The organism is Sporomusa sp. (genome assembly GCF_035561255.1).
Classification (GTDB): Bacteria; Bacillota; Negativicutes; order Sporomusales; family Sporomusaceae; genus Sporomusa.
Genome location: NZ_DATMXX010000372.1, coordinates 1 through 26,740 on the forward strand (window position 1 = coordinate 1; position 26,740 = coordinate 26,740).

General features: G+C 43.5%; 28 protein-coding genes and 1 other RNA gene. All 29 read right to left on the bottom strand.

All coding sequences use genetic code 11. The annotated features are described in order from the left end of the window. Positions 1 to 90: 90 nt before the first annotated feature. The 29 genes from ssrS to VN379_RS21290 all read right to left on the bottom strand — a co-directional run bounded on the left by ssrS (position 91) and on the right by VN379_RS21290 (position 26,618). Positions 91 to 268, bottom strand: a non-coding RNA gene (gene ssrS / locus VN379_RS21150) — 6S RNA. Between the two features lie 92 nt (positions 269 to 360). Then, positions 361 to 2,148 (bottom strand): aspartate--tRNA ligase, encoded by a 1,788-nt coding sequence (gene aspS / locus VN379_RS21155; RefSeq protein ID WP_325537597.1) that lies wholly within the window; start codon positions 2,146 to 2,148, stop codon positions 361 to 363. 41 nt (positions 2,149 to 2,189) lie between these two features. After that, positions 2,190 to 3,455 carry a histidine--tRNA ligase gene (gene hisS, locus VN379_RS21160; RefSeq protein WP_325537550.1) on the bottom strand — a complete coding sequence of 422 codons (1,266 nt, stop codon included), beginning with the start codon at positions 3,453 to 3,455 and terminating at the stop codon, positions 2,190 to 2,192. A gap of 1 nt (position 3,456) precedes the next feature. Beyond that, positions 3,457 to 5,046, bottom strand: a complete 1,590-nt coding sequence (gene hemZ / locus VN379_RS21165; RefSeq protein ID WP_325537552.1) for a coproporphyrinogen dehydrogenase HemZ — start codon at positions 5,044 to 5,046, stop codon at positions 3,457 to 3,459. Next, positions 5,036 to 5,485, bottom strand: coding sequence for a Fur family transcriptional regulator (locus tag VN379_RS21170; RefSeq protein WP_325537554.1), 450 nt, complete (start codon positions 5,483 to 5,485; stop codon positions 5,036 to 5,038). The genes hemZ and VN379_RS21170 overlap by 11 nt, the downstream gene beginning before the upstream one ends. Before the next feature lie 6 nt (positions 5,486 to 5,491). Beyond that, on the bottom strand, positions 5,492 to 6,544 hold the full coding sequence (locus VN379_RS21175) for an AI-2E family transporter (RefSeq protein WP_325537599.1): 1,053 nt from the start codon (positions 6,542 to 6,544) through the stop codon (positions 5,492 to 5,494). A gap of 12 nt (positions 6,545 to 6,556) precedes the next feature. After that, positions 6,557 to 7,177, bottom strand: coding sequence for an MBL fold metallo-hydrolase (locus VN379_RS21180; protein WP_325537556.1), 621 nt, complete (start codon positions 7,175 to 7,177; stop codon positions 6,557 to 6,559). Positions 7,178 to 7,192: 15 nt separating this feature from the next. Further along, entirely contained in the window at positions 7,193 to 7,642 is a 450-nt protein-coding gene (gene dtd, locus VN379_RS21185) for a D-aminoacyl-tRNA deacylase (protein ID WP_325537558.1), read from the bottom strand. Beyond that, entirely contained in the window at positions 7,642 to 9,867 is a 2,226-nt protein-coding gene (locus VN379_RS21190) for a bifunctional (p)ppGpp synthetase/guanosine-3',5'-bis(diphosphate) 3'-pyrophosphohydrolase (protein ID WP_325537560.1), read from the bottom strand. The genes dtd and VN379_RS21190 overlap by 1 nt, the downstream gene beginning before the upstream one ends. 56 nt (positions 9,868 to 9,923) lie before the next feature. Continuing rightward, a complete protein-coding gene (locus VN379_RS21195; protein ID WP_325537562.1) occupies positions 9,924 to 10,436 on the bottom strand; it encodes an adenine phosphoribosyltransferase in 513 nt (170 codons plus the stop codon). Between the two features lie 18 nt (positions 10,437 to 10,454). Next, entirely contained in the window at positions 10,455 to 12,506 is a 2,052-nt protein-coding gene (gene recJ, locus VN379_RS21200) for a single-stranded-DNA-specific exonuclease RecJ (RefSeq protein ID WP_325537564.1), read from the bottom strand. Between the two features lie 76 nt (positions 12,507 to 12,582). After that, complete coding sequence (locus tag VN379_RS21205; protein WP_325537565.1) at positions 12,583 to 12,882, bottom strand: LapA family protein; 300 nt, start codon at positions 12,880 to 12,882, stop codon at positions 12,583 to 12,585. Positions 12,883 to 13,015: 133 nt separating this feature from the next. After that, the gene (locus VN379_RS21210) at positions 13,016 to 13,483 is read right to left on the bottom strand and encodes a DUF456 family protein (protein WP_325537567.1); all 468 of its coding nucleotides are present in this window, start codon (positions 13,481 to 13,483) and stop codon (positions 13,016 to 13,018) included. 43 nt (positions 13,484 to 13,526) lie between these two features. Continuing rightward, positions 13,527 to 14,555, bottom strand: coding sequence for a hypothetical protein (locus tag VN379_RS21215; protein WP_325537569.1), 1,029 nt, complete (start codon positions 14,553 to 14,555; stop codon positions 13,527 to 13,529). A gap of 95 nt (positions 14,556 to 14,650) precedes the next feature. Beyond that, entirely contained in the window at positions 14,651 to 15,559 is a 909-nt protein-coding gene (gene secF, locus VN379_RS21220; protein WP_325537571.1) for a protein translocase subunit SecF, read from the bottom strand. 13 nt (positions 15,560 to 15,572) lie between these two features. After that, entirely contained in the window at positions 15,573 to 16,778 is a 1,206-nt protein-coding gene (gene secD / locus VN379_RS21225; protein ID WP_325537573.1) for a protein translocase subunit SecD, read from the bottom strand. Positions 16,779 to 16,829: 51 nt separating this feature from the next. Next, positions 16,830 to 17,513: a phosphohydrolase gene (locus VN379_RS21230; RefSeq protein WP_325537575.1), complete on the bottom strand. Its 684-nt coding sequence runs from the start codon at positions 17,511 to 17,513 to the stop codon at positions 16,830 to 16,832. A 110-nt stretch (positions 17,514 to 17,623) separates the two neighbouring features. Beyond that, on the bottom strand, positions 17,624 to 18,205 hold the full coding sequence (locus VN379_RS21235; protein ID WP_325537576.1) for a 5-formyltetrahydrofolate cyclo-ligase: 582 nt from the start codon (positions 18,203 to 18,205) through the stop codon (positions 17,624 to 17,626). Between the two features lie 76 nt (positions 18,206 to 18,281). After that, positions 18,282 to 18,575, bottom strand: a complete 294-nt coding sequence (gene yajC, locus VN379_RS21240) for a preprotein translocase subunit YajC (protein WP_325537578.1) — start codon at positions 18,573 to 18,575, stop codon at positions 18,282 to 18,284. Positions 18,576 to 18,639: 64 nt separating this feature from the next. Continuing rightward, positions 18,640 to 19,749: a tRNA guanosine(34) transglycosylase Tgt gene (gene tgt / locus VN379_RS21245; RefSeq protein WP_325537580.1), complete on the bottom strand. Its 1,110-nt coding sequence runs from the start codon at positions 19,747 to 19,749 to the stop codon at positions 18,640 to 18,642. 22 nt (positions 19,750 to 19,771) lie between these two features. Continuing rightward, a complete protein-coding gene (gene queA, locus VN379_RS21250; protein WP_325537582.1) occupies positions 19,772 to 20,791 on the bottom strand; it encodes a tRNA preQ1(34) S-adenosylmethionine ribosyltransferase-isomerase QueA in 1,020 nt (339 codons plus the stop codon). Between the two features lie 19 nt (positions 20,792 to 20,810). Further along, complete coding sequence (locus VN379_RS21255) at positions 20,811 to 22,103, bottom strand: SpoIID/LytB domain-containing protein (protein ID WP_325537584.1); 1,293 nt, start codon at positions 22,101 to 22,103, stop codon at positions 20,811 to 20,813. Positions 22,104 to 22,119: 16 nt separating this feature from the next. After that, positions 22,120 to 22,347: a DUF2905 domain-containing protein gene (locus VN379_RS21260; protein WP_325537585.1), complete on the bottom strand. Its 228-nt coding sequence runs from the start codon at positions 22,345 to 22,347 to the stop codon at positions 22,120 to 22,122. Further along, positions 22,347 to 22,901, bottom strand: a complete 555-nt coding sequence (locus VN379_RS21265) for an epoxyqueuosine reductase QueH (RefSeq protein ID WP_325537587.1) — start codon at positions 22,899 to 22,901, stop codon at positions 22,347 to 22,349. The genes VN379_RS21260 and VN379_RS21265 overlap by 1 nt, the downstream gene beginning before the upstream one ends. An 11-nt stretch (positions 22,902 to 22,912) precedes the next feature. Next, positions 22,913 to 23,920 (bottom strand): Holliday junction branch migration DNA helicase RuvB, encoded by a 1,008-nt coding sequence (gene ruvB, locus VN379_RS21270; RefSeq protein ID WP_414715027.1) that lies wholly within the window; start codon positions 23,918 to 23,920, stop codon positions 22,913 to 22,915. A 34-nt stretch (positions 23,921 to 23,954) separates the two neighbouring features. Then, positions 23,955 to 24,578 (bottom strand): Holliday junction branch migration protein RuvA, encoded by a 624-nt coding sequence (gene ruvA / locus VN379_RS21275; RefSeq protein ID WP_325537589.1) that lies wholly within the window; start codon positions 24,576 to 24,578, stop codon positions 23,955 to 23,957. Beyond that, complete coding sequence (gene ruvC / locus VN379_RS21280; protein WP_325537591.1) at positions 24,562 to 25,068, bottom strand: crossover junction endodeoxyribonuclease RuvC; 507 nt, start codon at positions 25,066 to 25,068, stop codon at positions 24,562 to 24,564. Before ruvC ends, ruvA begins: the two co-directional genes overlap by 17 nt. 85 nt (positions 25,069 to 25,153) lie before the next feature. Further along, complete coding sequence (locus VN379_RS21285) at positions 25,154 to 25,768, bottom strand: BofC C-terminal domain-containing protein (RefSeq protein ID WP_325537593.1); 615 nt, start codon at positions 25,766 to 25,768, stop codon at positions 25,154 to 25,156. A gap of 112 nt (positions 25,769 to 25,880) precedes the next feature. Then, positions 25,881 to 26,618, bottom strand: a complete 738-nt coding sequence (locus tag VN379_RS21290; RefSeq protein WP_325537595.1) for a YebC/PmpR family DNA-binding transcriptional regulator — start codon at positions 26,616 to 26,618, stop codon at positions 25,881 to 25,883. Positions 26,619 to 26,740: the final 122 nt, after the last annotated feature.

Here is a 26,740-nt window from a genome sequence, read left to right on the forward strand (position 1 = left end):
GTATAAAAATATTTTGTTATTTAGGGGGAGTTGTCCTGGTTAAGGCGATACGATATAAAATCTTTTGAAAAAAGACAAAAAAATACACGCTCATTCCCCATCATGTCGTATTGCCTTTGTTTTGAACCTGCCCTCGGCAGGTGGGTGCTCGCCTGATTACTTTGTGTGTCCCATAAAAACAGGGCATACAGGCCATAACCAGAGACAGGCTCCCAAAGTAGATGTGTTGGCTCAAAACATAGGCAGTACACGCACACAATAGGGGGTGAGCGCGATTTTTTTGTTCGCTTTTATATTATCAAATAAATCACGCAATTGCAAGAGTTTGGTTAGCGGTATATTCTTCCAAATAGGGGAGGATTATTTTTTAGCAGCAATCTCTGTTTTGATAAATAATTCTTTTAGCTGACGCGGCCCGACTTCTGACGGTGATTGCATCATCATCTCTGAAGCGCTTTGGGTCTTAGGAAAAGCAATAACATCGCGAATAGAGGCTCGTTTAGCCATAAGCATAACCAAACGGTCTAAGCCAAAGGCAATACCACCGTGTGGCGGAGTGCCGTATTCAAAAGCCTCGAGTAAGTAACCGAATTTTTCTACAGCTTCTTCAGGGGTTAGGCCGATCGCCGAAAATACTTTTTCCTGTAGGCTACGGTTATAAATCCGGATGCTGCCGCCACCCAACTCAATACCGTTAAGCACCATATCATAGGCTTTAGCTTTAATCTTGCCGGGTTCGCTTCCCAAATATTGAACGTCCTCGTCACGTGGTGATGTAAACGGATGGTGCATAGCAACCCACCGTTTGTCTTCTTCGTCATATTCAAACATGGGGAAATCAATAACCCATAGGAATGATAGTTTGTCTGGGTCGATTAGGTTGAGACGGCGGCCCATTTCCAGTCTAAGCTGACCTAGGGCGGCAGCTACAACTTTAGGTTTATCGGCAACAAACAGCAGTAGGTCGCCAGTCTCAGCCTGAGCTGCAGCTGTCATTTTATTAATTGTATCTTCGCTAAAGAACTTTGTAATCGGTGATTTCAGACCCTCATCAGTATAAGATATCCAGGCTAAACCCTTAGCGCCATATGTAGCAACATAGTCTACAAGGCCATCAAGTTCACGGCGGGGAGCGTTGGCATAACCTTTAACATTAATAACCTTAACCTGACCGCCGTTAGCCAGCACAGAATCAAATACTTTAAACCCGGAATCTTTAAAAATACTTGATAAATCAATCAGTTCCATACCAAAACGAAGGTCAGGCTTATCTGATCCATAACGTGCCATCGCCTCTTCATAAGTTAACCGCACAAAGGACGTGGGCACCTCGGCACCGATACCCTCTTTAAAGATGTAAGCAATCATTTGCTCCATAAGCGATAAGATTTCTTCTCTGTCAATAAATGACATTTCAATATCAAGCTGGGTGAACTCGGGCTGACGGTCAGCTCTTAAGTCTTCATCCCTGAAGCAGCGAGCAATTTGAAAATACCGTTCCATACCGGCTACCATTAACAACTGTTTATAGATTTGCGGCGATTGGGGCAGAGCATAGAACTTGCCTGGATTTACCCGGCTTGGAACCAAATAGTCTCTGGCACCTTCAGGTGTGCTTTTAGTAAGAATAGGGGTTTCAACTTCAAGAAAACGGTGTTTATCCAAGAAGTCCCGCATTGACTTGGCCACCCGATGCCTGAGCATAAGGTCTTTTTGCATTTCAGGACGCCGTAAATCAAGATAGCGGTACTTTAACCGCAGAATTTCATCAACATCAATGTTGTCTTGAATATAAAAAGGCGGTGTTTTGGCCATATTTAAGATTTTCAGTTCATTGCCATATACTTCGATGGTGCCTGTATCCATATTAGGATTAATAGTACCTTCAGAACGAACTTTTACAACGCCACGTACCGCCAGCACAAATTCATTGCGAACCATCTCGGCCTTGATAAAAGCGTCTTTATTAACATCAGACGAAAATACCACTTGAACGATACCTGAACGGTCCCGCAAATCAATAAAGATAAGCCCGCCATGATCACGCCGCCTTGAAACCCAGCCGCACAGAGTGACCTCCTGCCCGGTATGATCCTGGTTCAAATCATTGCAAGCGTGGGTTCGTTTCAACCCCTGCATTGTGTCAATTGCGTTAATTGTTTCAGAACTAGCAGTTTCTAGTTGTGCCATTACTTCTCCATCCCCTCTATAATCATATGTACCAGTTCAGCCCTATTGATTAATTCCTGGCTGCCTGTTTCCATATTTTTTAACATCACTTTATTTTGAACTAGTTCATCCTGACCGATAAGAGCCACAAATTTGGCCGGATATTTATTGGCGTACTTCATCTGGGCTTTCAAACTACGATTAATATAATCCATATCAGCTGTAATATTTGCCCGACGAATCTCAGTTAATATCTGGAAAGCCACAGCCTGCAGCTCAATTCCCAATGGAGCAACAAAGACATCAATGGCGGTATTAAGCGGTGGCAAGAGCTCTTGTTTTTCCAAAGCTAAAAGTACCCGTTCAATCCCAATAGCAAACCCGATTCCCGGGGTTGGCTGGCCACCACACTCCTCAATCAAACCATCGTAACGACCGCCGCCGCATACTGCACTCTGTGCACCTAAGGGCGCATACTGAATCTCAAAGGCCGTTTTAGTATAATAGTCAAGACCACGCACTAAACGAGGGTTGATGATAAAGTTGATTCCCGCCGCCGATAAAAGTTCTTTTAACCCGGTAAAATGACTACTGCATACTTCACACAGACAATCCACCATGTGTGGAGCACCCTGCGAGTACTCAATGCATGTCTCATTTTTACAATCCAGAATACGCATGGGATTACGGTCATACCGGGACTGACAGTCTGTACACAACTGTGATACTTTATCACGGAAAAACTCCTGCAATTTGGTTCGATAAACCGGCCGACATACAGGACAGCCCACTGAATTGATTAACAGTTTTAAGTCATTCAGTCCCAGCCGGTTAAGTAACTCTACTGCCAAACTGATAATCTCTGCGTCAATAGCCGGCCCTTGAGCGCCTATAGCCTCGACGCCAAACTGATGAAACTGGCGGTAACGCCCGGCCTGTGGCCGATCATACCTGAACATGGGGCCAATATAGTATAACTTGGTTGGCTGGGGTCCGGCATATAATTTGTTTTCTAAATAAGAACGCACCACTGCCGCAGTATTTTCTGGTCTCAAGGTAATATTACGTTTACCCCTGTCAGTAAAGGTATACATCTCTTTTTCAACAATATCGGTAGTCTCGCCGATGCCTCTTAAAAAAAGTTCTGTATGCTCAAAAATAGGCGTACGAATCTCCTGATAAGCAAAATTCTGGCATACCTCACGGATTATGCTTTCTACATACTGCCAATAACCACTACTGTCAGGCAATATATCTCTCGTCCCCCGAGGTCCGGTTGTTAACATATTAATCCTCCTCACGATCACCATACAATCTTGAGAGCAAAATATCTCTTTCGTTTAAGTAAATATCTATATTTTTTATATAGGAGACAACATCCTTGGCGTTATAAGAACTTTGCAATCGCCAGTTTTTAGGGCTTACGGCTTTAGTCCCGGCAGCAGGTCCAATACCGATGATCGTTTGCCGTTCCTCCATAATTTGAATATTATAAATGCAATCTGTATCCGGTTTGGCATACCCAATGTTCTCGAGATTGCCGGTCATATACTTCTGCCGGTACAAATAATACGGGTGCATGTCCATTTGAGTAATATAGGAAGCAGCAGCTTTAAGCATTGCTTGAGTTGTTTCCTCATTTGGCAAATCATGTCTGGAAAGTACACCGGAATTTAACGCCTCCATCAGTAGGGAGCCACGTTTTAATGCTAGTGTATGTAAAGTAACATTCTCAGGATTGAGCTGAGCAATTTGTCGCATAGTATCTTCCATATCAGCTTCTGACTCACCTGGCAAACCGGCAATTACGTCCATGTTAATTAGCGGTATCCCTGCACGGCGGATTTTAGCGAATATGTCTATTATATCCTGAACTGTGTGCCGCCGTCCAATCTGTTTTAATGTTTTATCTTGCATTGTTTGTGGATTGATACTAACCCGGTTAACCCCATACTGCCGCAATACATCAATTTTCTCGTTATTAATACTATCAGGGCGGCCAGCCTCAACAGTGAACTCGCTGGTGTGCACGCCCTCGAAACCATTTTTGATTAAACTAAGCAGGCTGGACAAATCGGCGGCTGCCAAACTTGTGGGGGTTCCGCCGCCGATATAGATACTCTCTACCGACAAATTAAATTTACGTACCAAGCTAATAGTACTCTTGATATCCCGGGTAATTGCCTGTAAAAATGCATTTATCTGTTCGTTTTTTTCAGGCAGTATAAACGACGGGAAGGAGCAGTATAGGCATCTTGAGGGGCAATATGGTATGCCGACATAGATACTTACTGTTTTCGTTCGCGTCCGGTTATCAGGATTACTGACAACCGGACGCTGATGTATGGCAATACCTGTTATAAGGTCAGCCTTGGCTGGCTCTAATGCATATTCTTGTACAAGCTTACTGGTGACTTGATCATGAATAAGACCTTGATCAAGCAAACGATGGACAATTTTTGTTGGGCGAACACCACGCAATATCCCCCACGGCACTGGATTACTGCCGGTTAACTTTCGCATAAGCCCAAGTACAGCAAGCCGGACAAGTCGTTTGACAAGTCCGGTTAAATCTTCATTGTCTGTACTCTTAGCACGCTCCGGTGGCATAGGACGGCACATAGACTCGGTCAGGGATTCCGGTTCAGATCCCGGCTTACAAAAGCTAATCGTGATTTTTACATATACATGATTTCTCTCACAACTAACTGAACTTGCTACCAGTAAGCTACCTGTCTTAAGTTCGGTTAAAGGAGCCCCGGCCGGCCAAGCACCTGCCTCATCAACACTAAACAGAAACATAGTGTCACGGACAGCAGTTGAAACATCAATGCCAGTGCCCGCAGAGACAGTGGAGAAAAACTCCTTAATCTTCACTTTTTTCGCGGCACTCCTGACAATATCCATAAAACTTAACTTGATGATCAACGATGGTAAAATTGCTATTTCTAGCAATTACCGTTTCAAGATCCTCCAGTAAATCACCCTCAAACTCTATCACCTTGGCACAGGAAAGGCAGATAAGATGATGATGGTGATGAGGTGTACTTGTTTCATTAATTTCATACCGGCTGCGACCATCACCAAAATCCATCTTCTGTAAAATATCAAGTTCACTTAATAATTCAAGTGTGCGGTACACTGTGGCCAAACCAATGTCATTAGACTGCTGACGTACAATATTATGAACATCTTCAGCACTTAAGTGTTTATCACGATTATCTACAAAAACTTGTAAAATGATCTGGCGCTGCGGTGTCAGCTTATACTCCCGTTCCCGAAATTTCTGACGCAAATTAGACAAATCAATATTCATTACATATCACCCATCTTTATTATCTTCATCTAAATACCAGAGGTGCCTGAGGATTACCTTGAGCAAAGCGGCAACCGGAACAGCCAGAATCATCCCGGCAATTCCATATAATTGTCCGCCAATTAATAAGCTTATAATTACCAATACCGGGTGCAGATCAATGGTATGCCCCATAATATTAGGAACAACTATATGGTTTTCAAACTGATGCAGGATTATATAAAAAGCAGCTACTTTAATTGCCAGTAACGGCGCTGCCAGATAAGCCAGCAATATAGCAGGTATAGCGCCGATTATCGGTCCAATTATCGGTATAGTCTCAGTCAGAGTAGCCATAATCCCTAGAACAATTGGATAGTCTACTCCCAGAAAATACATACCAGTAAATACTAACAAACCCATTAAAGCACTAATAAATACTTGCCCCCGGATATAGTTGCTCACAACAACAGCCATTTCATCAATAATGCTGATAGCTCGAGTTTGTGTATTCCGGGGAAACAGGGCAACAACAGCCTCTTTAAGGCTTTGCCAGTCTTTTAAAAAGTAGTATGTCAGCACCGGTACGACTACAAGCTCAATGACCTGGGTGGCAAAATTTAAAACTGCATTAATCCCATTGCGAAGTAAACCTATGCCATAGGAGGCAGCCCCACTTAATCCATCCTCAAAAAGCAGGCGGATATTATCAGATACTTGTGCTGCATTTGCTTGTCGCTCAATTAACATCGTTAAATTTTTGATTCTGTTAATAAGCTTAGGTAAGTCAATAACAAAATTATTAAACTCACTAATAAACGGGACTAAAACAAATGCTGTCACAATAGTTAAGAGCAGGATTGTTAGCAGAAAAACAAGCAGAATACTAACACCGCGGGGTAAGTGGTACCTGCGCATACCAAAGGAAATACGGGTTAAACCATTTACCATAGGATTAAGTACAAATGCTGCAATTATTGCAACAATGACCGGCAGATAGATAACAGTTACTTGGTTGAGCATATATAATCCTGCGGCAAGAATAATTATTCTTACCCAAACTACAGGCGTTTTCATCATGCTCAAGCTATGTTACTGAATAAATGCATTATGGTTGCGCTCCCAGCCAATGCTTGTTTTAGGGCCATGTCCTGGTAGAACCTCAATATCATCTGCCAGGGTCATTAGGTTAACCTTAATACTATTAATTAACTGGTTATAAGAACCACCAGGGAAATCAGTCCGGCCAATCGATTCAGCAAATAGGGTATCTCCGGCAATAAGTACTTTGTCTGACAGCAGGCAAATACCGCCAGGCGTATGCCCAGGCGTGTGCAACACTTTCAATTCAATGTTGCCAATCATGACAGAATCATTATGGCTGAGCAATTGATCGGCCGGCTGACAAGTGATACCGCCGCCAATAAACGTTGACAGGTTTTGCTGAGCACTTGTCAACATAGCTGAATCATCATGATGAATAAGAATTTTCGCTCCGGTAGCTTGCTGAACAGCATCGTTTGCCGCAATATGATCGGCGTGTCCATGGGTGTTAATAATGTAATCAACTGTGAGATTAGCTTTATTGATCTCGGCAATTATGGTTTCAGCGCTTCCCCCGGGGTCTATTACACCTGCCTTTGATGTTTTCTCGCAATAGACTACATAGCAATTAGTACCAAGGTGGCCCACTTGTAATTCAATTATCTTCACTTAATCACACTCCTATTAAAACAGACGTTTACTATCTAGTAATATTGTCACCGGCCCATGATTGGTTAGACGCACAATCATTTCCGCCTGAAACTGCCCACAGGCCACAGTTACACCACGGTTGCGGCATAACTCTACAAAAAATTCATAAAGTACTGTTGCCACTTGCGGTGGAGCAGCATCATCAAAGCTTGGGCGGCGCCCCTTACGGCAATCGCCGTAAAGAGTAAACTGAGAAACCACCAGTAATTCTCCACCTACATCTTTAACCGATAAATTCATTTTTCCCGCATCATCAGGAAAAATTCGCAAATTTACAATTTTTTCCGCAAGATAAGCGGCATCTTGTTCAGCATCATCCTCGCTGACCCCCAGAAAAACTGTCAGCCCGGTCTTAATACTGGAGATTTCCTGGCTTGCTACCGTTACACTCGCGGCATCTGTAAGTTGAACAACAGCCCGCATCAAACTCCTCCTAAGGGTTGGGTCATCCGGTATACACTAAACACATCCTGAACCCTGCGTATTTTATTCATAATATGCTCTAACTGGCTTAGATTACCAATATCAATATCCATGTTAATAACGGCAGTTTTATTTTTATGTACTTTAGCGTGTAGAGAACTCACATTAATTTTTGCATCTGCCGCTACCATCATAATGTCTGATAACAGGTTAGGTCGATCCGAACCTGAGATTTCAATGGATACTTTGTAAAGTGTATCACCAGGCATATCCCAGTTTACTTCGATCATACGCTCGTATTCATCGGGATTATTCATTATGTTGGGGCAATCAGCACGATGGACCGATACTCCCCTTCCCCGCGTAATATATCCCACTATGACATCACCGGGAAGTGGATTACAGCATCGCGCCAGCCTAACCATGAGCCCGGATTCACCCTTTACTAATATGCCATGGCTGGCTTTACTCTTAGGCCTTTTGGGCTTGAGCTCAGCCAACATGGCTGAAACATCGGGTGGTGTTGTACTTTTTAATTCTTTTTTGTGAGCCTCAATTAGCTTGGCCATAACACCATGGAGGGTAACACCACCATAACCCAAGCCCTCAAACAGGTCATCTTCACTTACAATGTTTAATCTTTTAGCGACTTCACTCAAACGATCGCCTTTTACAAGATCGCGCCATTCATAACCAAGCTTCTTACTTTCGCGCTCGATCATTTCCCGGCCTTTGGCAACATTCTCTTCCCGCTTTTCCTTCTTAAACCATTGTCTGATTTTATTGCGCGTTTCAGATGAACCAATAACATTTAGCCAATCCCGGCTTGGTCCGTTATTATGCTTGGAAGTAATAATCTCAACAATGTCACCATTAGTAAGCTTATACTCAAGTGGTACAATTTTACCGTTAATTTTAGCACCAACACAACGATGTCCAACGTCAGTGTGAATGCGATAGGCAAAATCAATAGGAACCGAACCGGCCGGCAAATCAATAACATCGCCCCGTGGTGTAAATACAAATACTTCATCGGTAAAAACGTCCATCTTTACCGACTCGATAAATTCGCGCGGATCCCTTAGATCCCGGTGCCATTCTAAAAGTTGCCTGAGCCAGGACAATTTTTGGTCAGTGTCCTTATTCGCACCTTTGCCGCCTTCTTTATACCGCCAATGAGCAGCAATACCATATTCGGAGATGCGGTGCATCTCTAAAGTACGTATCTGAATCTCAAGCGGCTGACCGGATTGACCAATAACAGTTGTATGCAATGACTGATAGCCATTAGATTTTGGCATTGCAATATAGTCCTTAAACCTGCCTGGTAATGGTTTCCATAGGGTATGGACAATACCTAATGCACCATAACAATCCTTTACAGAATCGACTACGATACGGATGGCAGATAAATCATAAATCTCACTGACATCCTGTTTATGGTTTTTCTTCATTTTCTTATAGATACTGTAAAAGTGTTTTGGCCGCCCCTGGATTTCTGCGGTTATTCCAACCGCTTCCAGCCGTTCAATCATTAGCGCAATCGCCTCAGTAACAATACGTTCACGCTCTTTACGTTTTTGCTTAACCTGCTCAACAAGCGTATAGTACTTTTCCGGCTCTAAAAACCGGAATGATAAATCTTCTAATTCCCACTTAATGTTAGACATCCCAAGACGGTGGGCCAACGGCCCAAATATTTCAAGCGTCTCACGGGAGATTTCCTGCTGCTTATGGGGGGCCATATATTTAAGTGTCCGCATATTATGTAATCTGTCCGCAAGTTTAATCAGGACTACCCTGATGTCCTTAGCCATAGCTAAAAACATCTTGCGATAGTTTTCCAACTGCTGCTCCTCTTTGGACTTATATTCAATACGGCTTAATTTAGTAACCCCATCAACAAGCATGGCCACTTCTTTGCTAAATTCTTTTTCCAACTTTTCCAGCGTGACATCAGTGTCCTCCACTACGTCGTGGAGTAAACTGGCACTGATCGTAACAGCGTCAATCTGTAGATCAGCCAGTATATTAGCAACTCCTAATGGATGACAAATATACTCTTCACCAGAGACTCTGAGTTGACCAGCATGGGAATTATAGGCCAATTGGTAGGCTTTCTCAACCATCTGCAATGGTGCATCAGGATGATTTGCTTTTATTTTGGCCATTATATCTTCAATATTAGGCTTTCTCTCCTTTTCGTCTTGCACATCGCTACCCATGCCTCACCTCATACCCTGTTGCTGCTAAATGTATATCGTAGTCTATGAATAATAAATTAATATTGAACTAACGAATTTATAGTATAGCCACCCAAATTTTCGCGTCCGTTTAAAAAGGACAACTCAATTAAGAACGCCAGTCCTGCTACTGTTCCACCTAGTTGCTCAATCATCTTGACTGTGGCCACGGTAGTTCCGCCGGTTGCCAACAGATCATCGACAATTAATACTCTGCTGCCTGGTTCAATTGCATCTTTATGGATTTCAAGAGCATCTTTGCCATATTCCAAAGAATATGCCTGACTAATTATCTCTGCAGGCAATTTTCCCGGTTTACGGATAGGGACAAAGCCTGCACCCAGGACGTAAGCTACCGGAGCACCGACTGCAAATCCCCTTGCCTCCGGCCCAACCACAATATCAATGTGTTTATCCAGATAATGCTCTGCCAGACGGTCAATCGCTACCCGAAAAGCTTTTCCATCTTTAAGTAGTGTAGTAATATCTTTAAATTGAATTCCTTGCTCTGGAAAATCAGGTACATTTCTAATTTTCTCCCGTAAATCCAATTGCTGAACCTCCTTAAACTAAATATGCTGAGCCAAATATTCCTGACGAATTCTCTCACTTTCACGAAACGTAGCTGAATCTGCCAGGTCTAGTTTCTTTTGTGGTGACGGCTCAATAAAAAACTCAGTCAATCCTTCATTTTGCAATTTTATGGTTAGTAATTTTAATTCAGTAAGCACGGTTACTGCCATATTAATAACCGTACAGGGTAACGCAAAGTTGTGATTCTCTAAAATCTTCTCAGAAATGTCAGCAGAAGATACTAAATATTGTCCCTGTTTATTAAATTCTTTGACAGTTATGTAGACATGCTTAATGCAGTCTCGGTCAGGCGCTATTTTATCCAGCATCTCTTTTTTAGTGCTGGTATTTGATGATCGCACATCGTGCGCTGTCAATTGCAGCTTCTTTTGCCCCTGCCATTCATTATATTTAGGTACAAAGACCAAATCTATGTCTTTATCACAAGCAAGACTATCGGATAATTCCCCCATATTCCAGGCAATTACATCATTTACTGAAACATTCTTCAGTTTAAGCTTCAGGTGGCGGTTTTGCTGTCCTACCAGCCTTTTCTCTCTTAATTGGACATTCTGACAGGCAAACACCGGACTAGGGTTACCAAAACCATAAGGTTCAAGGCAAGTCAATTGTTCAATAAACGCTGCGGTTATTTCTTCAAGTGATACACATGAATCAATTTTCAGGACAGGAATATAATCAGATTCCGACAGGCTTGCCGCTGCAATAGCAGTCAAGCGTTCACGCAGAAGAGGTATATTATCGGCTGGAATAGTCAGCCCTGCCGCCTGCCGGTGACCACCAAATTGGGTCAACAGATCAGAGCATCGTGATAAAGCCTCATATATATCAAATGCCGGTATGCTCCGGCAGGACCCCTTGCCATATCCATCGCGCACACTAATCATTATTACCGGTTTATAGTATTTATCTACCAGCCGTGATGCCACAATACCGATTACCCCTGAATGCCAAGCTTCGCCAGCTAGTACCAGTACATTTGAAGTGCTTATATCCATTGTAGCCAGTTGTTCTTCCGCCTTATCCAGAATGATTTTTTCTATTGCCTGGCGGGCTGAGTTTTCCTCATCTAAAAGACTGGCTAACTTACGAGCATGATCGGGGTCATCTGTAATTAAGAGTTCCACACCAACTGCTGCTTGACTGACACGCCCTACCGCATTAAGTCTTGGCGCAATAACAAACCCCACACTCCCACTATCAACAGGCTTACCTGTCAGTCCACACGCTGCTAATAAAGCAGTGATGCCAATATTTTCAGTAGTCGCCAACTGGGCCAAACCTATTTTGACCAAAACCCGGTTTTCACCTGTAAGGGGTACGATATCGGCAACTGTTCCAATTGCCACAATGTCGAGGTAATCGTAAAATTCACTGTCCATCCCATTACAGAACTGCCATAGAGCCTGACATAATTTGAAGGCAACACCGACCCCTGCTAAATCTTTTTCAGGGTACGGACAATCAGGCTGTTTGGGATTAATAACTGCCACAGCCGCCGGCAGTTCGTCCGGAGGCTGGTGATGGTCGGTTATAACTATGTCAAGTTTACCCAAAACAGCGTTAACCTCTTTTACCGCACTAATGCCACAGTCAACGGTAATAACAAGTTTTGAGCCAGTTTTAATAAGGTTTGTTAAAGCAGTATCATTAAGCCCATAACCTTCACTTTGCCGATCAGGAATATAGTACTCAACACAAGCACCAAGGCGGACTAAGGTTTTATAGACAATTGCACACGCTGTAATTCCATCGACATCATAGTCACCGTAAACCGTAATTTTTTCATGATTCTCAATCGCTTGAGCAATCCTCGCCACAGCAGTTTGCATACCCTTTAAAAGATAAGGATTGGCAATATACTCAGCACCAGCATGCAAAAATTTAGTTGCGGCAATTTCATTAGTAACACCACGGTTGATTAACGTCTGAGCAATAATCTCTGATATATTTAGTTTCCGGCTGAGCTCACTCGCAAGCTCGCGTTTAACCGGAAACAGTCTCCATGCTTTCTTAAGCCTAGCCATAGATAGTAATGCCTCCGTAATGGTGTACTAGATAATTGTAGTATACAGTGTAATATTTTGCAACTTTACCTAAAAATCACTCAATTGCGTTTTGTGGCTGAGCTGCCTGACAGGCCCGCAATTCACGGTTCTCGGCTTCCAGCAGTTGTTGGGACTGCTGTATTTTACGCAGGGTACGCCTAAGTCTAAACTGCACAAGCATTGCCAGCGACAAAATTGTCATAGCGCCAAAGGTAGCAGAACCCAAAATGATAATAACCAATGAGGTTTGAAAGCTCCATGCCAAAAAACTCACAGTAACTGCCAGCGAGTTCTGCACAGCAAAAACTGCAACCAGTAAGGCAAAAATAAAGGCAAACAGTAAATTCAACATCATCTAATCACACCCATAAATGTTCTATTAAGGTAATATTCTCGTAAAAAGCTAAATAATCCTCTACAATCACGGTACCCAGAAATAAAAAGTACTAAAAAGAAAAACAGGCGCAGGCCTGTTCGCTTAAAACTATTCACCTAAAAATATACATATTAATGATCACAATCATAACAACACCACAAACAACTCTAAAAGCAGCCACTCCGGCTAGCCGGAAAACTACCTGTAAGACATGATCACTGCGGGGGATAAGTGTTTTACCGGCAATCAACTCCCAGGCTGCTAATCCGAGTATCGGGCCTAGTAATGCGTTACTTGCCAGCATACCGGCAATGTGGGTGACTGTACTGTTGACACTAAACACCCGGGTAACCGAAAAATTCCGCGTTAAATATATCCGTAATGCCCTGCCGCCAAGTTCTGCTGCTACAACCAAAAATACCAGCACTTCAATAATCCATGGCGCAAAAGTCAAGAAGCCGGTAAATGTGCCATATAATACTGCGCCCAGCAAAATGATCAGTGTTCCAGGCATTTTAACTGAAACCGTACACAAGAGTCCTACCAACATAATGAAGGTTACTATAAACTTGACCAACAATAGCCATGTACCCCGTTTCCCAAAGTAAATATTATTAGTAAGGTTATTGTAACTTGTTGGCCCCCTGTTTATGTAGAGAGTAAGCTATATAACAAATAAAAGCAATCATAACCACCCCTGTGCCGCTCATAAACAGGAGCATCAAATCCAAACTGATAAAGCTGCCAAACCAAATAAGCAATCCCGATACCGCTAATGCCGGCCATAGATTTAGCTTTGTCAATACACTGAGCTGTTTGGCATTCACTAACATGGCTGGTACCATAGTATTAATGAATATACACAGTAAAATACTATTAAAACCAATTGCCAGCCAGGGACCAAAGACTTTGTCGGCAACAGCAGGCAGCGGCATAAGTGCGGAGGTGCCGCTAACCAATGCCAGATGTGCTAAGAGCAACGTAAAAAAACCTTCAAAAAATTTAGCCAATACTGCCAGATAAACCCCGGTATAGTTTTGGGGAGCAAAATACGCTCCGGTCTCCACTACCAGCGCCGACCGCATACCACAGGCATTATAGCCAATCAGCGCCAGAACCAGCGTCCAACTGATATGCTCTAATGAAATCATATGTTGAAATGGCACTATCTGAATAGTATCTAACAGCATCACCAGCATAATACCTGTTGCCGGAATAAATAAGAGCGCTAAATAATTAGAAATCTGCAACAATTCCCGGCCATAACCAACCGCTAACAAAGAACAGCTTACTATGCATAGCGGAACGGCAGCTATATAAGGCAAGCCGGTCAAACCCTCCAGTAAGTGCCCGGCGAAATACCCCCCTGTTAAAGCGCTGGCAGGCAGTGATACAGCCAATACCGCCAATGCCAGCACCCGTTTGCCACGCAAACCAAATAATCGTTTTACTACTGTAGTTAATTCGCGACCGCTTTTTACACCGATCCAGGCAGACATGCCTGCTACAATTGAACCAAAAATCATATACGCCAGAAATACTGTTGCATAAATACCATTTCCCAGTAAAGCTGCCATGGCTGGAACAACAGCTACATTATCGCCGGCAATGTGAACAATTGCCAGTGATAGAGCCGGTAGTATAACCCCCATATGTAATCGCCCCCTGCCTTGCTTATATGATATTGCAGAAGGGCTGTATTGGTGAAAAAAAGCCTGAGGCAATCTTTTGCCTCAGGCTGCTGTTATTATTTTGCACCTTTTGTTTTCATTTCAAGACGACGCCGGTCTTCATACAGCTTCCAGGTAACCCAGATCTGGCTGGAATTAAATATCGCAGAGTATGCGCCGCAGGTAAAACCAATCAAAAGCGCCAGAGAGAAGTTCTTCGTAGTCTCTCCGCCAAACAGATAGAGCGATCCTGTTGCGAACAGCACCGTAGACACGGTATAAATCGAGCGGGTCATGGTCTGCCAGATGCTGCGATTGACAAGTAGCTCAAGCCCATCACTTTTCTTATATGTTCTCAGGTTCTCTCTAATTCTGTCAAAAATAACGATAGAATCGTTAATCGAATAACCGACAATTGTCAAAATAGCAGCAACAAAAGAAGCGTCAATCTCCTTTTGCAGAATGGAAAAGGCACCTAACACAATTAATACATCGTGGACAAGTGCTGAAATCCCAGAAACAGCAAATTTAAACTCAAAGCGATAAGTTATATAGACAATGATGAGCGCCCAAGAGATTAGGAGCGCCAAAATCGCCTGTTGGGTAAGCTCTGAACCAATAACGGCTCCAACCTTTTCAATCCTGAGCACTTCAAAAGCACCCAGCTTGGTCTCAAAACCTTTAAGTACCGTCCGTCGCTCATCTTCATTGAGCACGTGGGTGCGTACGAATACGTTAGGTGACCTATCTTCCTGGCCGGTCAGAGCCAACTGAATGGTACTGCCTTCTAATTGATAATCCTTGAGTACATCCCGGACTTCCGCAACTGTGACCGGGCGAGCAAATTTAAGGTCAAGCAAAGTGCCCCCGGTAAAATCAATGCCTAAATTAAAACCTTGAGTCATCATAGAGATCAGGCCGGGGATTAGGATGAGCGCCGAGAGTATAAACCACCATTTACGTTTACCGACAACATCAAATTTCATGTCTTTCTCCCCCCTAAGCCCCGAAAAACTTGCTATTTTTAATTACATTGGCATGAATGAGCATTTTTAATATAAATCTGGTAGCTGTAATGGCGGTAAACAAACTTAAAACTATCCCTAACCCCAAAGTGACTGCAAAGCCTTTAATAGGTCCTGTACCTAGAAAAAACAGTACTGCAGCTGCAATGATATGAGTCACATTAGTATCTATTATGGTGGCAAATGCACGGTTAAATCCGGCGTCCATGGCAGCCCGCAGCGTCTTTCCGTTGCGGCATTCTTCTTTAAACCGTTCGAAGATAAGCACGTTGGCATCAACGGCCATACCCATAGACAGGATTAACCCGGCAATACCTGGCAAGGTTAACGTCGCATTAAGCGTTTTTAAACCCAATAACAGCAGCATTACATACAAAACCAGCGAGACATTGGCCACAAAACCCGAAAGCCGATAGAAAAACAGCATAAAGACAACAATGCAAGCAATACCGATAACAAATGCCTGCATACTCTTTGTTTTAGAATCTTCGCCTAAGGACGGACCAACAGTTCTCGTTTCCAAGACATCAACTTTAACTGGCAGAGCACCTGATCTGAGAAGTATTGCCAGACGTTCGGCTTCTTCAATAGAGCGATTACCTGAAATTACTGCCTTTCCGTTAGGAATGGCTTCCTGAACAACAGGATTTGTCAAAATTTGCTTGTCCAACAGAATAGCAATATGTTTGCCCACATTTTTTGCAGTCAAATCAGCAAATTTTTTGGCGCCTTCATCGGTAAATTCTATTGATACCAACTTCTGACCGCCTTGATCAATCTGAGCTTTAGCATCCTTTAAATCTTTACCTGTCAGAACTACCGCACCACTTTCATCCTGAAACTCCATTAATGCTGTTCTGCCAAGCATTTCAATAGCTTTTTCCGGATCTTTTACCCCTGGAAGCTCAACAATAATTCGCCGGTCTCCCTGGCGCTGGACAATTGGCTCAGTTAACCCAAGCTCGTTAATCCGTCGTTCAATAATGTGAACAACCCGCTTCATGGCATCATCGTTAACTGCCGCTTCGGGAGTATCCGATGCCTCCAGTACAACGTGTGTTCCTCCCTGCAGGTCAAGCCCCTGTTTGATGGACAGGGCCAGAGGCAGCATATAATAGCCTGCAACAGCAAGAATTGCCAAAACAACTACCAGAAATTTGGTTAAATTCCCCAACCTCAAAAAGTTTTCCCCCAATCTTACCTGTATGTTCTTTTATCATTCGCTAATTGGCTATAGCAAGTCATAATCATTGATCACAAGTTTAAAGCGGCAAGCCAAAAACTCGGCTGCTCGCCTGCACATAATCATGCGTTGCAAAAAAATCTCAAAATACTCCATGACCGGACAGATTTCCGTGTCGATGGTAACGTAAAGTGTCACCGTGCGCGAGGCCTTATCAACAAGCAGCTTCCCGCTTTCGGCAGCATAGTTTACTCTGTCATGAATCTCGAATTTGGCAAAGTCACGATTAGTCACCCGGGCACGGTGAACATCAGATTTATCAGCTAGGATTAGCGCGGCAGCCACATGGTTAACCGCGTTGCCGCGCTCTTCCTCATGGTTGCCAATTGCGGAAATGACTAATGCGATCTCTTCCGGCGGCATTCCCAGGCGTCTAAGAATGGCATATGCCATTATTGCCCCAGAACCGCCGTGATTATACCGGTTAATCATATTGGCAATGTCATGGAGATAGCCGGCAATTGCCGCAAGCTCACACTCGCGTGCCGGATACTCCAGTTCCTGCAAGACCTTATATGCTAAGGCCGAAACAATTCCGGCATGTCTGAGGCCATGCTCGGTGAAACCGAGGCTCCCGAGATATTGGGTGCTGCGGGTAAGATAAACAGTTACTTCATGGTCTGCTTTTAACTGTGCGATAGTAAGAGGTTGTTCAATAGTTGCTACTGACATTGCTAACTCCTCCGTTTATCAAAAAATCAGCTTTTGCATCCAATCATCTCTTAGCCGTATTCAATTAATGGCAGAGTAAAAGAGGCAAATGCAGTTAAATACATTTTGCCTTACCTGCACGTAAATATGCCATCTTCACTAAGTAAATAATTTACTGGTCGGTCATGTTCGTCAGTTGGTACCATCTCTAATATTTGTGCAGCCCACGCGGCACCGATAAGCTCGGCTTTATTTGCTTTAAGCAGGAACCGGTCATAATAACCTGCACCCATCCCTAACCGCCGCCCACCTTTGTCATAAGCCACCCCCGGAACGACGATAAGGTCAAGTTCACTTGGTTCCAAGAGTCTTAAGGTTTCCGGATTAGGGGTTAAAAGATTGAACTGGCCAACAACCAAATCATCAAGATTTGCAATTATGGCAGCATCCATCAATCCTCTTGTCGCACGCATATGCGGCACACATACCGTTTTACCGGTCGCTAGTGCGTGTGAGATCACTTTCTCCATATGAGGCTCATCAGGCATTGCCAGATATAGCATAATATTTTTAGCGGCTCGGTATACCGGCCAAGCACTGAGGTGTTCTACAAATCGTTCACTACCGGCAGCAACTTCTTCCGCGGACATTCCTCGTCTAATAGCTAAAATATTTTTGCGCAGTTCCATTTTGGCATTTTTATTTATTTCCATGATGTTTTCCCTCCCCTTAAGAAAAGACTTGGTTTGTACCAAGTCCTCTAGGTCGAAACCTTCAGTATGACACTTATTAGGGTTTAGGTTGATTTTGATTGTGACTTACAGCAGTACGCGCCACATCGACTTCTACTTTATCTGCAATTTTAATTGTTACTGTTTTCTCGTTCAGTGCAGTGATAGTACCATATAGTCCGCCGATAGTTACAATCCGCTCGCCCTTCTTCAAATTATTTAATAGTTCCTGGCGACGCTGTTGTTCTTTTTTCTGTGGACGGTAAAGCAAAAAATAGAAGATTACGCCCATTAAAATAATCGGCCATGAAGCCTGGATGGCTTGCATTATTTCGGGTGAAAGCTCTGGCATGAAAAAATCACCTCCTGTTATGTATTAGACAATATATTCCACACATTTGCTATAAATCCTCTTATTATTTACGATAATGAGACCAAAACTCTTCCCTGAAAGCCAAAAAGCGATCTTCAAGAATAGCTTTGCGCATTTCCTTCATAAAATTTAATAAGAAATGCAGGTTGTGCGTAGTAGTCAGCCGCAACCCGAAAATTTCTTCAGTTTTTAACAAATGCCTAATATAAGCCCGTGAGAAATTCCTGCAGGTGTAACAGCCGCAATCCGGATCAATGGGCCGGAAATCCCGGGCAAACTCAGCATTTTTGACAACTAGTCGCCCACGGCTTGTCATTACCGTACCATTACGCGCTACCCGTGTCGGAAAAACACAATCAAACATATCAATACCGTACATAACCCCTTCCAATAAACAGTCCGGGGTGCCTACGCCCATCAAATAGCGAGGCTTATTTTCCGGCAGCAAGGGTACTGTGTGTTCCAGCATTTCATACATCAGGGGTTTTGGTTCGCCAACGCTGAGCCCGCCAACAGCATAGCCTGGAAAGTCCAGGGAAACAAGATCTCTGGCACTTTTTTCCCGGAGATCTTTATACATCCCGCCTTGAACAATGCCAAATAAGGCCTGATCTTTACGGGTATGAGCTTTTTTACAGCGTTCAGCCCACCGGGTGGTCCGTTCAGTAGATTGTCTGGCATACTCATGATCAGCCGGATATGGCACACATTCGTCAAAAGCCATGATGATATCAGCGCCTAATGCCATTTGCACTTCAATCGCTTTTTCCGGCGATAGAAAATGTTTAGACCCGTCAATATGTGAGCGAAAAGTAACCCCGTCCTCAGTTATCTTGCGCAGTGGACCTAGGCTAAACACCTGAAAACCACCGCTGTCGGTTAAAATGCCCCGATCCCATTGCATAAATTTATGAAGGCCGCCGGCTTCAGCAACCAGATCATGACCCGGACGCAGGTATAAATGATAAGTATTGCTCAAGATTATGCCTGCTCCCATAGCCTTAAGCTCGTCAGGCGACATGGCTTTTACTGTGGCCTGTGTGCCGACAGGCATAAAAATAGGTGTATCAAATACCCCATGCGGTGTATACAAACGACCTACTCTCGCCCCTGTTTTTGAACAGCGTTTAATGAGTTCATATGTAATGGCCATAGACAGCGCCTCCAATAAAAAATTAATAAATAAACATGGCATCACCAAAGCTAAAGAATCGGTAACGCTTATCGACAGCCTCCCGGTAGGCATTAAAGATTTGGTCCCGTCCGGCTAACGCGCTGATCAGCATCAGCAAGGTGGATTGAGGAAGATGGAAATTGGTGATCATTGCCTTAACGATTTTAAACTCATAGCCTGGATAAATAAATATCTCAGTCCAACCGCTTTTAGCTTCTAAATAACCACTAACACCGGCTGTTTCTAATGTGCGCACTGCCGTAGTGCCTACCGCAATAACCCTGTTACCTGCCGTAAGAGTTTTGTTTACTAGGGCAGCCGTTTCTTCAGGTACTGAATAGTATTCTCTGTGCATAATATGATCGGTTATATTTTTTACAGATACCGGACGAAAAGTCCCTAACCCCACATGTAGGGTAACAAAAGCTAAATTAACCCCCATACTCTCAATATTTTCCATGAGTAGACGGGTAAAGTGAAGCCCGGCGGTAGGGGCAGCAGCCGACCCCCGTTCCCGGGCATAGACAGTCTGATAACGCTCCTTGTCTGATAACTGGGCTTTAATGTACGGCGGTAAGGGGGTTTCTCCCAAAGCATCAAGGATTTCTTCAAAAACTCCCTGATACTCAAACCTGACGATACGGCCGCCAAAGTCAGTGGTATCCACCACTTCGCAGCGTAAAGTCTTACTAAATTCGATTACGGTTCCTGGTCTAGCCCGCTTTCCAGGCTTAACCAGCACTTCCCACTCATCTTTAGTTGTACGGTTTAACAAAAAAACTTCAACTTTACCACCTGTTTCGGGCTTAACCCCGAGCAGCCTGGCCGGGATTACCCGGGTATCATTAAAAACCAGGGTATCCCCTGGTTGAAGAAATTGCGGTAGATTAAAAAAATTCTTATGTTCAATCAGCCCTGTTTTCCTGTCAAGCAATAGCAACCGGGATTGATCACGCGGTTCTACCGGCTGCTGGGCAATTAGTTCTTCAGGCAAATAATAATCGAAATCTGAAACCAGCATATAACTCCCTCATTATGGCCTATAAATAGGCTTTTTTGATTTGTACACCTTGGTAGTAGTGTTTCAATATCTCTTTAAAATATTCGGTATTTCCAGGCTGATCCTTTTCGGCCATTGCTTTAGCCCCCCACTGTGATAGGCCAACTCCGTGCCCCCAGCCAAAACCGGTAACCATAATAAAATCAGTCGGGTTACCATTAATAAAATGCGTATTGGGGCTATAAGCCGGCAAAACCGTTTTAGGGACAGTAGCAGTCAGATTAATATCAAATAAAGCGCTTTTTAGATCTAACATGCTTCTCATTTTAGTGCCTGATACCTGTACACTGCCACTGGCTCCCAGTAACCGGACAGTTTTAACCCGGCCGGATACGCCACGGTCAGTGCTGGTAACCGGAGGGTTACCGAGTGGTGATAATTCAATGGCCTGCAAGCTGCCAATGTTATAACCTGCTTTACTAATAGCTTGATTAAACTCTGAAATAGTCAGCTTTTTCTCCCATTTGAAAGCCGGACAGTTCTGATCAAAATCAGCCACTCCTCGAAGGTAAGGCAGTGATGTCAGCCATACGTTCTCGCTATTTTCGGTGTAGCCACCTGAACTGCTGTGAAAATAGGCTGTAATTAGTTTACCGTTATATAGTAATACTAAGCCTCTTGTCGCATCTACCGCTTCCAGCGACCGGGGTGCTTCGCTTTCCCGACCCCCATATACCTGGCAGTCGGTCGTGGAACATACATCAAAGCCGTCAGCCTTATGCTTATTGTAGTTAGCCATTGCATACGTGCGTGCGGCAACAGCCTGTGCTTTTACTGCCTCAAGCGGCCACTCGGGTGAGATCTCATTTTTAATGACTCCATATAAATATTGTTCAACAGGCAGCGTGTTAACAACCGTCAAACCAGCCTTGCCTGCTGTACGGTGAATACTTAGGTCTCCACGATACCGGCGCTTGTTAACCTGCACAAGCTGCTCAATATAATACAAAGCATCATCTTTTTTGACAACAACATCGATACCTTTTGCCGTTATCGCTGCACCGTTAATAACTAAAACCCCATCTTGCATACCAATAGTTATACGGTCCCCGGCACGAAAGCTAGCTAATTTTTTACCTGCACCGGTATCAACAAGATCATAATTTGCATTAGCCGAAATCTGAACACTTGGCTGATTGGTTAAAATCCCCACACGCAGGCTTGGTTCAAAAAATGCTACATCAGCCTCTGAATCAGACGATTGGGCATAGCCTGATAAAGGCAGAAGTAACATAACAACAAACATTACCCATTCTAACATATATTTATGCACCCGCATACCTCCGAGACTATTTTCGTGTTATCAGGTTCAGGATTATCGTTAGAATAATACTCGCAATAATAGATGTAACAATTGGAAAATAGAAACTAAAATTACCGCGTTCAATATGTATATCCCCCGGCAGCCTGCCTAGATTTAGAAACTTACCACCAAAATGGAATATAACACCTGCCAGTAGCAGGATAGCACCAAACAGCATTAACAGCTTGCCGAACGAGTCAAATCCCCCTGGCATCAGTTTGGCACCTTGCCAGGTTTGTAATAACGGTCTTTTTCACTAAATACACAGCCACAGTAAGGCTGGCGGTACATCTCGAGCTCCCGGCTTATTTTAACACCCTCCTGCCAGCCTGTCCGAAAGTCTGCATAACAGAAATCGACCCCTTCGGCTCTGGCCGCCGCTTCTGCCGCTTCTTTTATTAACTCATGCTGTTGATAAGGGCTGACTAACAGTGTGGTACTAAAGCAGTCAAACCCATGCTCTTTGGCATACCGGGCTGTTTGCAGCATCCGCAGATCATAACAATACCGGCAGCGACCACCAGGGGTCGCCAGTGCCTGGCGCAAAAACTCTTCCAATGTATAGCTTTCATTAATAATCAGGTTATTAATGCCGATTTTCCCAGCAAAATTTTTGAGCGTATCCAGGCGCCTCATAAACTCTTTGTATGGATGAATATTGGGATTATAAAAATATCCGGTTATCTCAGCCCCGGGATATGTTTGCTGTAAATGTTTCAGCGGAAATACCGCACAAGGACCGCAACATACGTGCAGTAACATACGCATAATTGAATCACCTACCACAGTTTTTCTTGAGATTTACCTTTGTCGTCATAGGGAATATTCAGATGTGCGTGGGCTGCCGGGGTAGCGATGCGCCCCCGCGGCGTCCTGGAGATAAACCCCATCTGCAATAAGAAGGGTTCATACACATCTTCAATAGTCTCGGTTTCCTCACTAATGGCTGCAGCTAAGGTATCAAGCCCAACCGGTCCGCCGCTAAATTTTTTAATAATAGCATTGAGCATGTTCCTGTCGGTTTTATCAAGGCCACGCTTATCTACTTCTAAAAGCTCCAGCGCTTTATCTGCAAGGGCATCGGTAATTATTCCATTACCTGTTACCTGGGCAAAATCCCGTACCCGTTTTAGCAGGCGGTTGGCGATTCGCGGCGTGCCACGTGATCGTTGGGCAATCTCTAATGCACCGCGGGGTTCAATATCAACTTTCAAAATTTCGGCTGCTCTATTCACAATACACAGTAAATGCTCTGTTTCATAGTATTCCAGGCGACAGATTACTCCAAATCTGTCCCGAAGCGGTGCAGCCAGCGCTCCAGCTTTGGTTGTTGCCCCTATCAGTGTAAATTTGGGCAAATCAAGACGAATCGACCGGGCTGATGGGCCTTTACCAATAATAATGTCAAGTGCATAATCTTCCATTGCCGAATATAAAACCTCTTCTACCGGCCGGGATAAGCGGTGAATCTCATCAATAAACAATACATCCTTCTCACCCAGGTTGGTTAAGAGTGATGCTAAGTCACCAGGTCGCTCAATGGCCGGACCTGATGTAATCCTGAAATTAACGCCAAGCTCATTGGCGATAATACCGGCTAATGTAGTTTTTCCCAGTCCAGGCGGACCATATAACAATACATGGTCAAGCGCTTCGCCTCTGGCAAGCGCTGCCTGTACAAAGATTGAGAGATTATTTTTAACCTGATCTTGCCCGATATATTCAACCAGCCGTCGCGGTCGCAGGCTATATTGCCATGAGTCAACCTCCAGCTCGCCAGGCTCCATAACGCGTTCTTCCACCAGTTTAATACCCCCCAAGTTACCTCCGGCCAAATTCCTTTAATGCCAGCCTGATTAATTGTTCCAACGATAGCTCTTCCCCAGGTTTATGCTCGCGTTCATATACCTTTTTAATGACCGGTATGATCTCTGCCTGGTTGTACCCCAGAGCCACGAGTGCCTGCATAGTCTCCTGCATAATATCACCCTGCAGACTGGGAGCTGTTAATTGCTGTCCTGAAGCGCTTGTATTAAAATCAGTCCCCATACCAATCTTATCTTTTAATTCCAATATAATTCTTTCAGCTGTCTTCTTGCCAATACCAGGTAATTTGGTCAACATGGTGGCATTATTGGTACTAATAGCCGACCGGAAATTTTGTGGCGTAATCGCTGACAAAATACCGGCAGCCACCTTCGGTCCAATCCCGGACACCGAGATAAGACTCAGAAATAGTTCGTATTCTTCCTGAGTATAAAAGCCATGTAATGTCAACGCATCCTCGCGTACATTAAGATAGGTAAATAAAATTGCCGATTGGCCGGTTGTTAGTTTCTGTCTAGTGGAATTAGGGATAAATAACCGATAGCCAATTCCCTGTACATCAATAAAACAATAATCGGTGAATAAATGGGTAACTATGCCTTTAACATAACCTATCATTCGTTATCCTCATCCTGTTTATATTTCCACAGTGTATTGTACAGATAGCTACAGCCAGCGCATCAGCGGCATCATCTGGATGAGGCTTACTGGACAAATTTAATAATCTTTGGGTCATATATATAACCTGTTCTTTAGTTGCTTTGCCATAACCGGTAACTGCCTGCTTTACCTGCAAAGGTGTAAATTCAGCCAGTTTAAGGTCGTTTTGTGCTGCCGCCAGGAGTATTACCCCTCTGGCTTGGCCTACAGCCATTACCGTACGCACGTTTTTATTCATAAATAATTGCTCAACACCCATTATATCTGGATGATATTGTTTAATCAGCAGACCAATCTCCCGGTGGATTTTTTCGAGTCGCATCGCGCCCTCCATGTCAGGTGTAGTTTCAACGACACCATAGGTAAGCGCTTTTAATCTGCTTCCTTGTGCTTCGACCAAACCATAACCACATATAGCTGTGCCGGGGTCGATTCCTAATACTATCATTTGCTGCCCCCTTTTCTTGGTTATATTCGACAACTTTTCTCCATTTTCCTGTTAATAAAAAGCAAAAAGAGAGGTTTCCCTCTCCTTAGCGAGCCTGCATACCCTCTAATGTTCTTAGCAGCTCCTCTTTGGACTGCACAACCAGACCCTGCTGCAATTCTTGAACATCTTGCGGCATCAGAGCAGTAATCGGTATTTTGGTTACTTCTTTTACGATTGCTTTTGGTCCGGGTACTCCGTAAAAAACTGCAACATTGCCGTCCTTGATACCAATAAACATGTTATTAGCATGTTCGCGGCATAAGCTATCCACCTTTAGTGACATTTCAACCTCTTTTGTATCAAACTTCTCAATTGCCCAACCAGTATAGATCTTTTGTACCTGGTTAAAATTAAGACCTACTAAATTGTCAGGTGGCTTAGTTTTAAAGACCTCTTCCTCATTGCATTTGGTATAGGTAATCTTCTGTATTATATCAGTATTTGCTGAAATCTTAATCTTCCCATCTTGTTTTACAACTTCACTTTCTTGTGGTGGAACAAGCAGTTTTCCTTCCTCATTCACCTGGAAGACATAATAACCGATACCAGACACTAATAAAATTATGCCACCGATCAATACAGGCCGGAGAAACACCGATTTACTAAGCCGCTTTACAGGATAGAATGAGGATATTTTCGCAATAAATTTAGATAACATCTAGACAACACTCCTTTCTTTAGTGTTGCCAGTATTTTTACCAAATTATACAATAACTATACAATGCTAGCATGAGAACCTATAAAATAATAAACAGGCCGTAGCCTGCTTACTAATCTTCTATATCTTCAGGAATGTCAAAATTAGTATATACTTCCTGAATATCATCATGATCTTCAAGTGCATCCATAAGCTTCATCATTTTTACGGACTCGTCACCTAAGAGACTCGTTGTTGTCTCCGGTACCATAGTAATCCGGGCAACCACTGTTTTTACATTGTTTTTTTCTAACGTTTCCTGAACCTTTTCAAAATCATCGGGAGCAGTAGTTATTTCAAACTGCTCGTCAACTGCCTCGAAATCCTCGGCACCAGCCTCCAGAACCAAGAGCATGAATTCTTCTTCATCAAGGCCATCCTGTTCAACGATAAATAACCCTTTTTGCTTAAACATCCAGGAAACACAGCCAGACTCGCCAAGATTCCCGCCGAATTTAGAAAACAAGTGTCTTACATCGGCAGCTGTTCGGTTACGATTATCAGTCATTGCTTCAACCATAATTGCAACACCGCCAGGTCCATAACCTTCGTAGTTTATTTCCTCATAATTACTGCCTTCAAGAGCTCCCGCACCTTTTTGGATAGCCCGTTGAATATTCTCTTTAGGTACATTATTTTCTCTTGCTTTTTGCAGCGCTAGTTTTAAGCGCATGTTACCAGTGGGGTCAGAGCCGCCTATTCTTACCGCAATGGTAATTTCACGGCCAATCTTAGTAGTAACCTGGCCGCGTACGGCATCCATTTTGCCTTTTTTGTGTTTAATATTGGCCCATTTTGAATGTCCCGACATTGTAATACTCCTCTCAGACTACTGTGAATCGCCAATATTGTAACATAATAGTAAAGGATTGGCAAAGCTCAATTTTCAAATCCATTCAATGATTACTTGCTTGCCTTTGTCCTCTAATACGG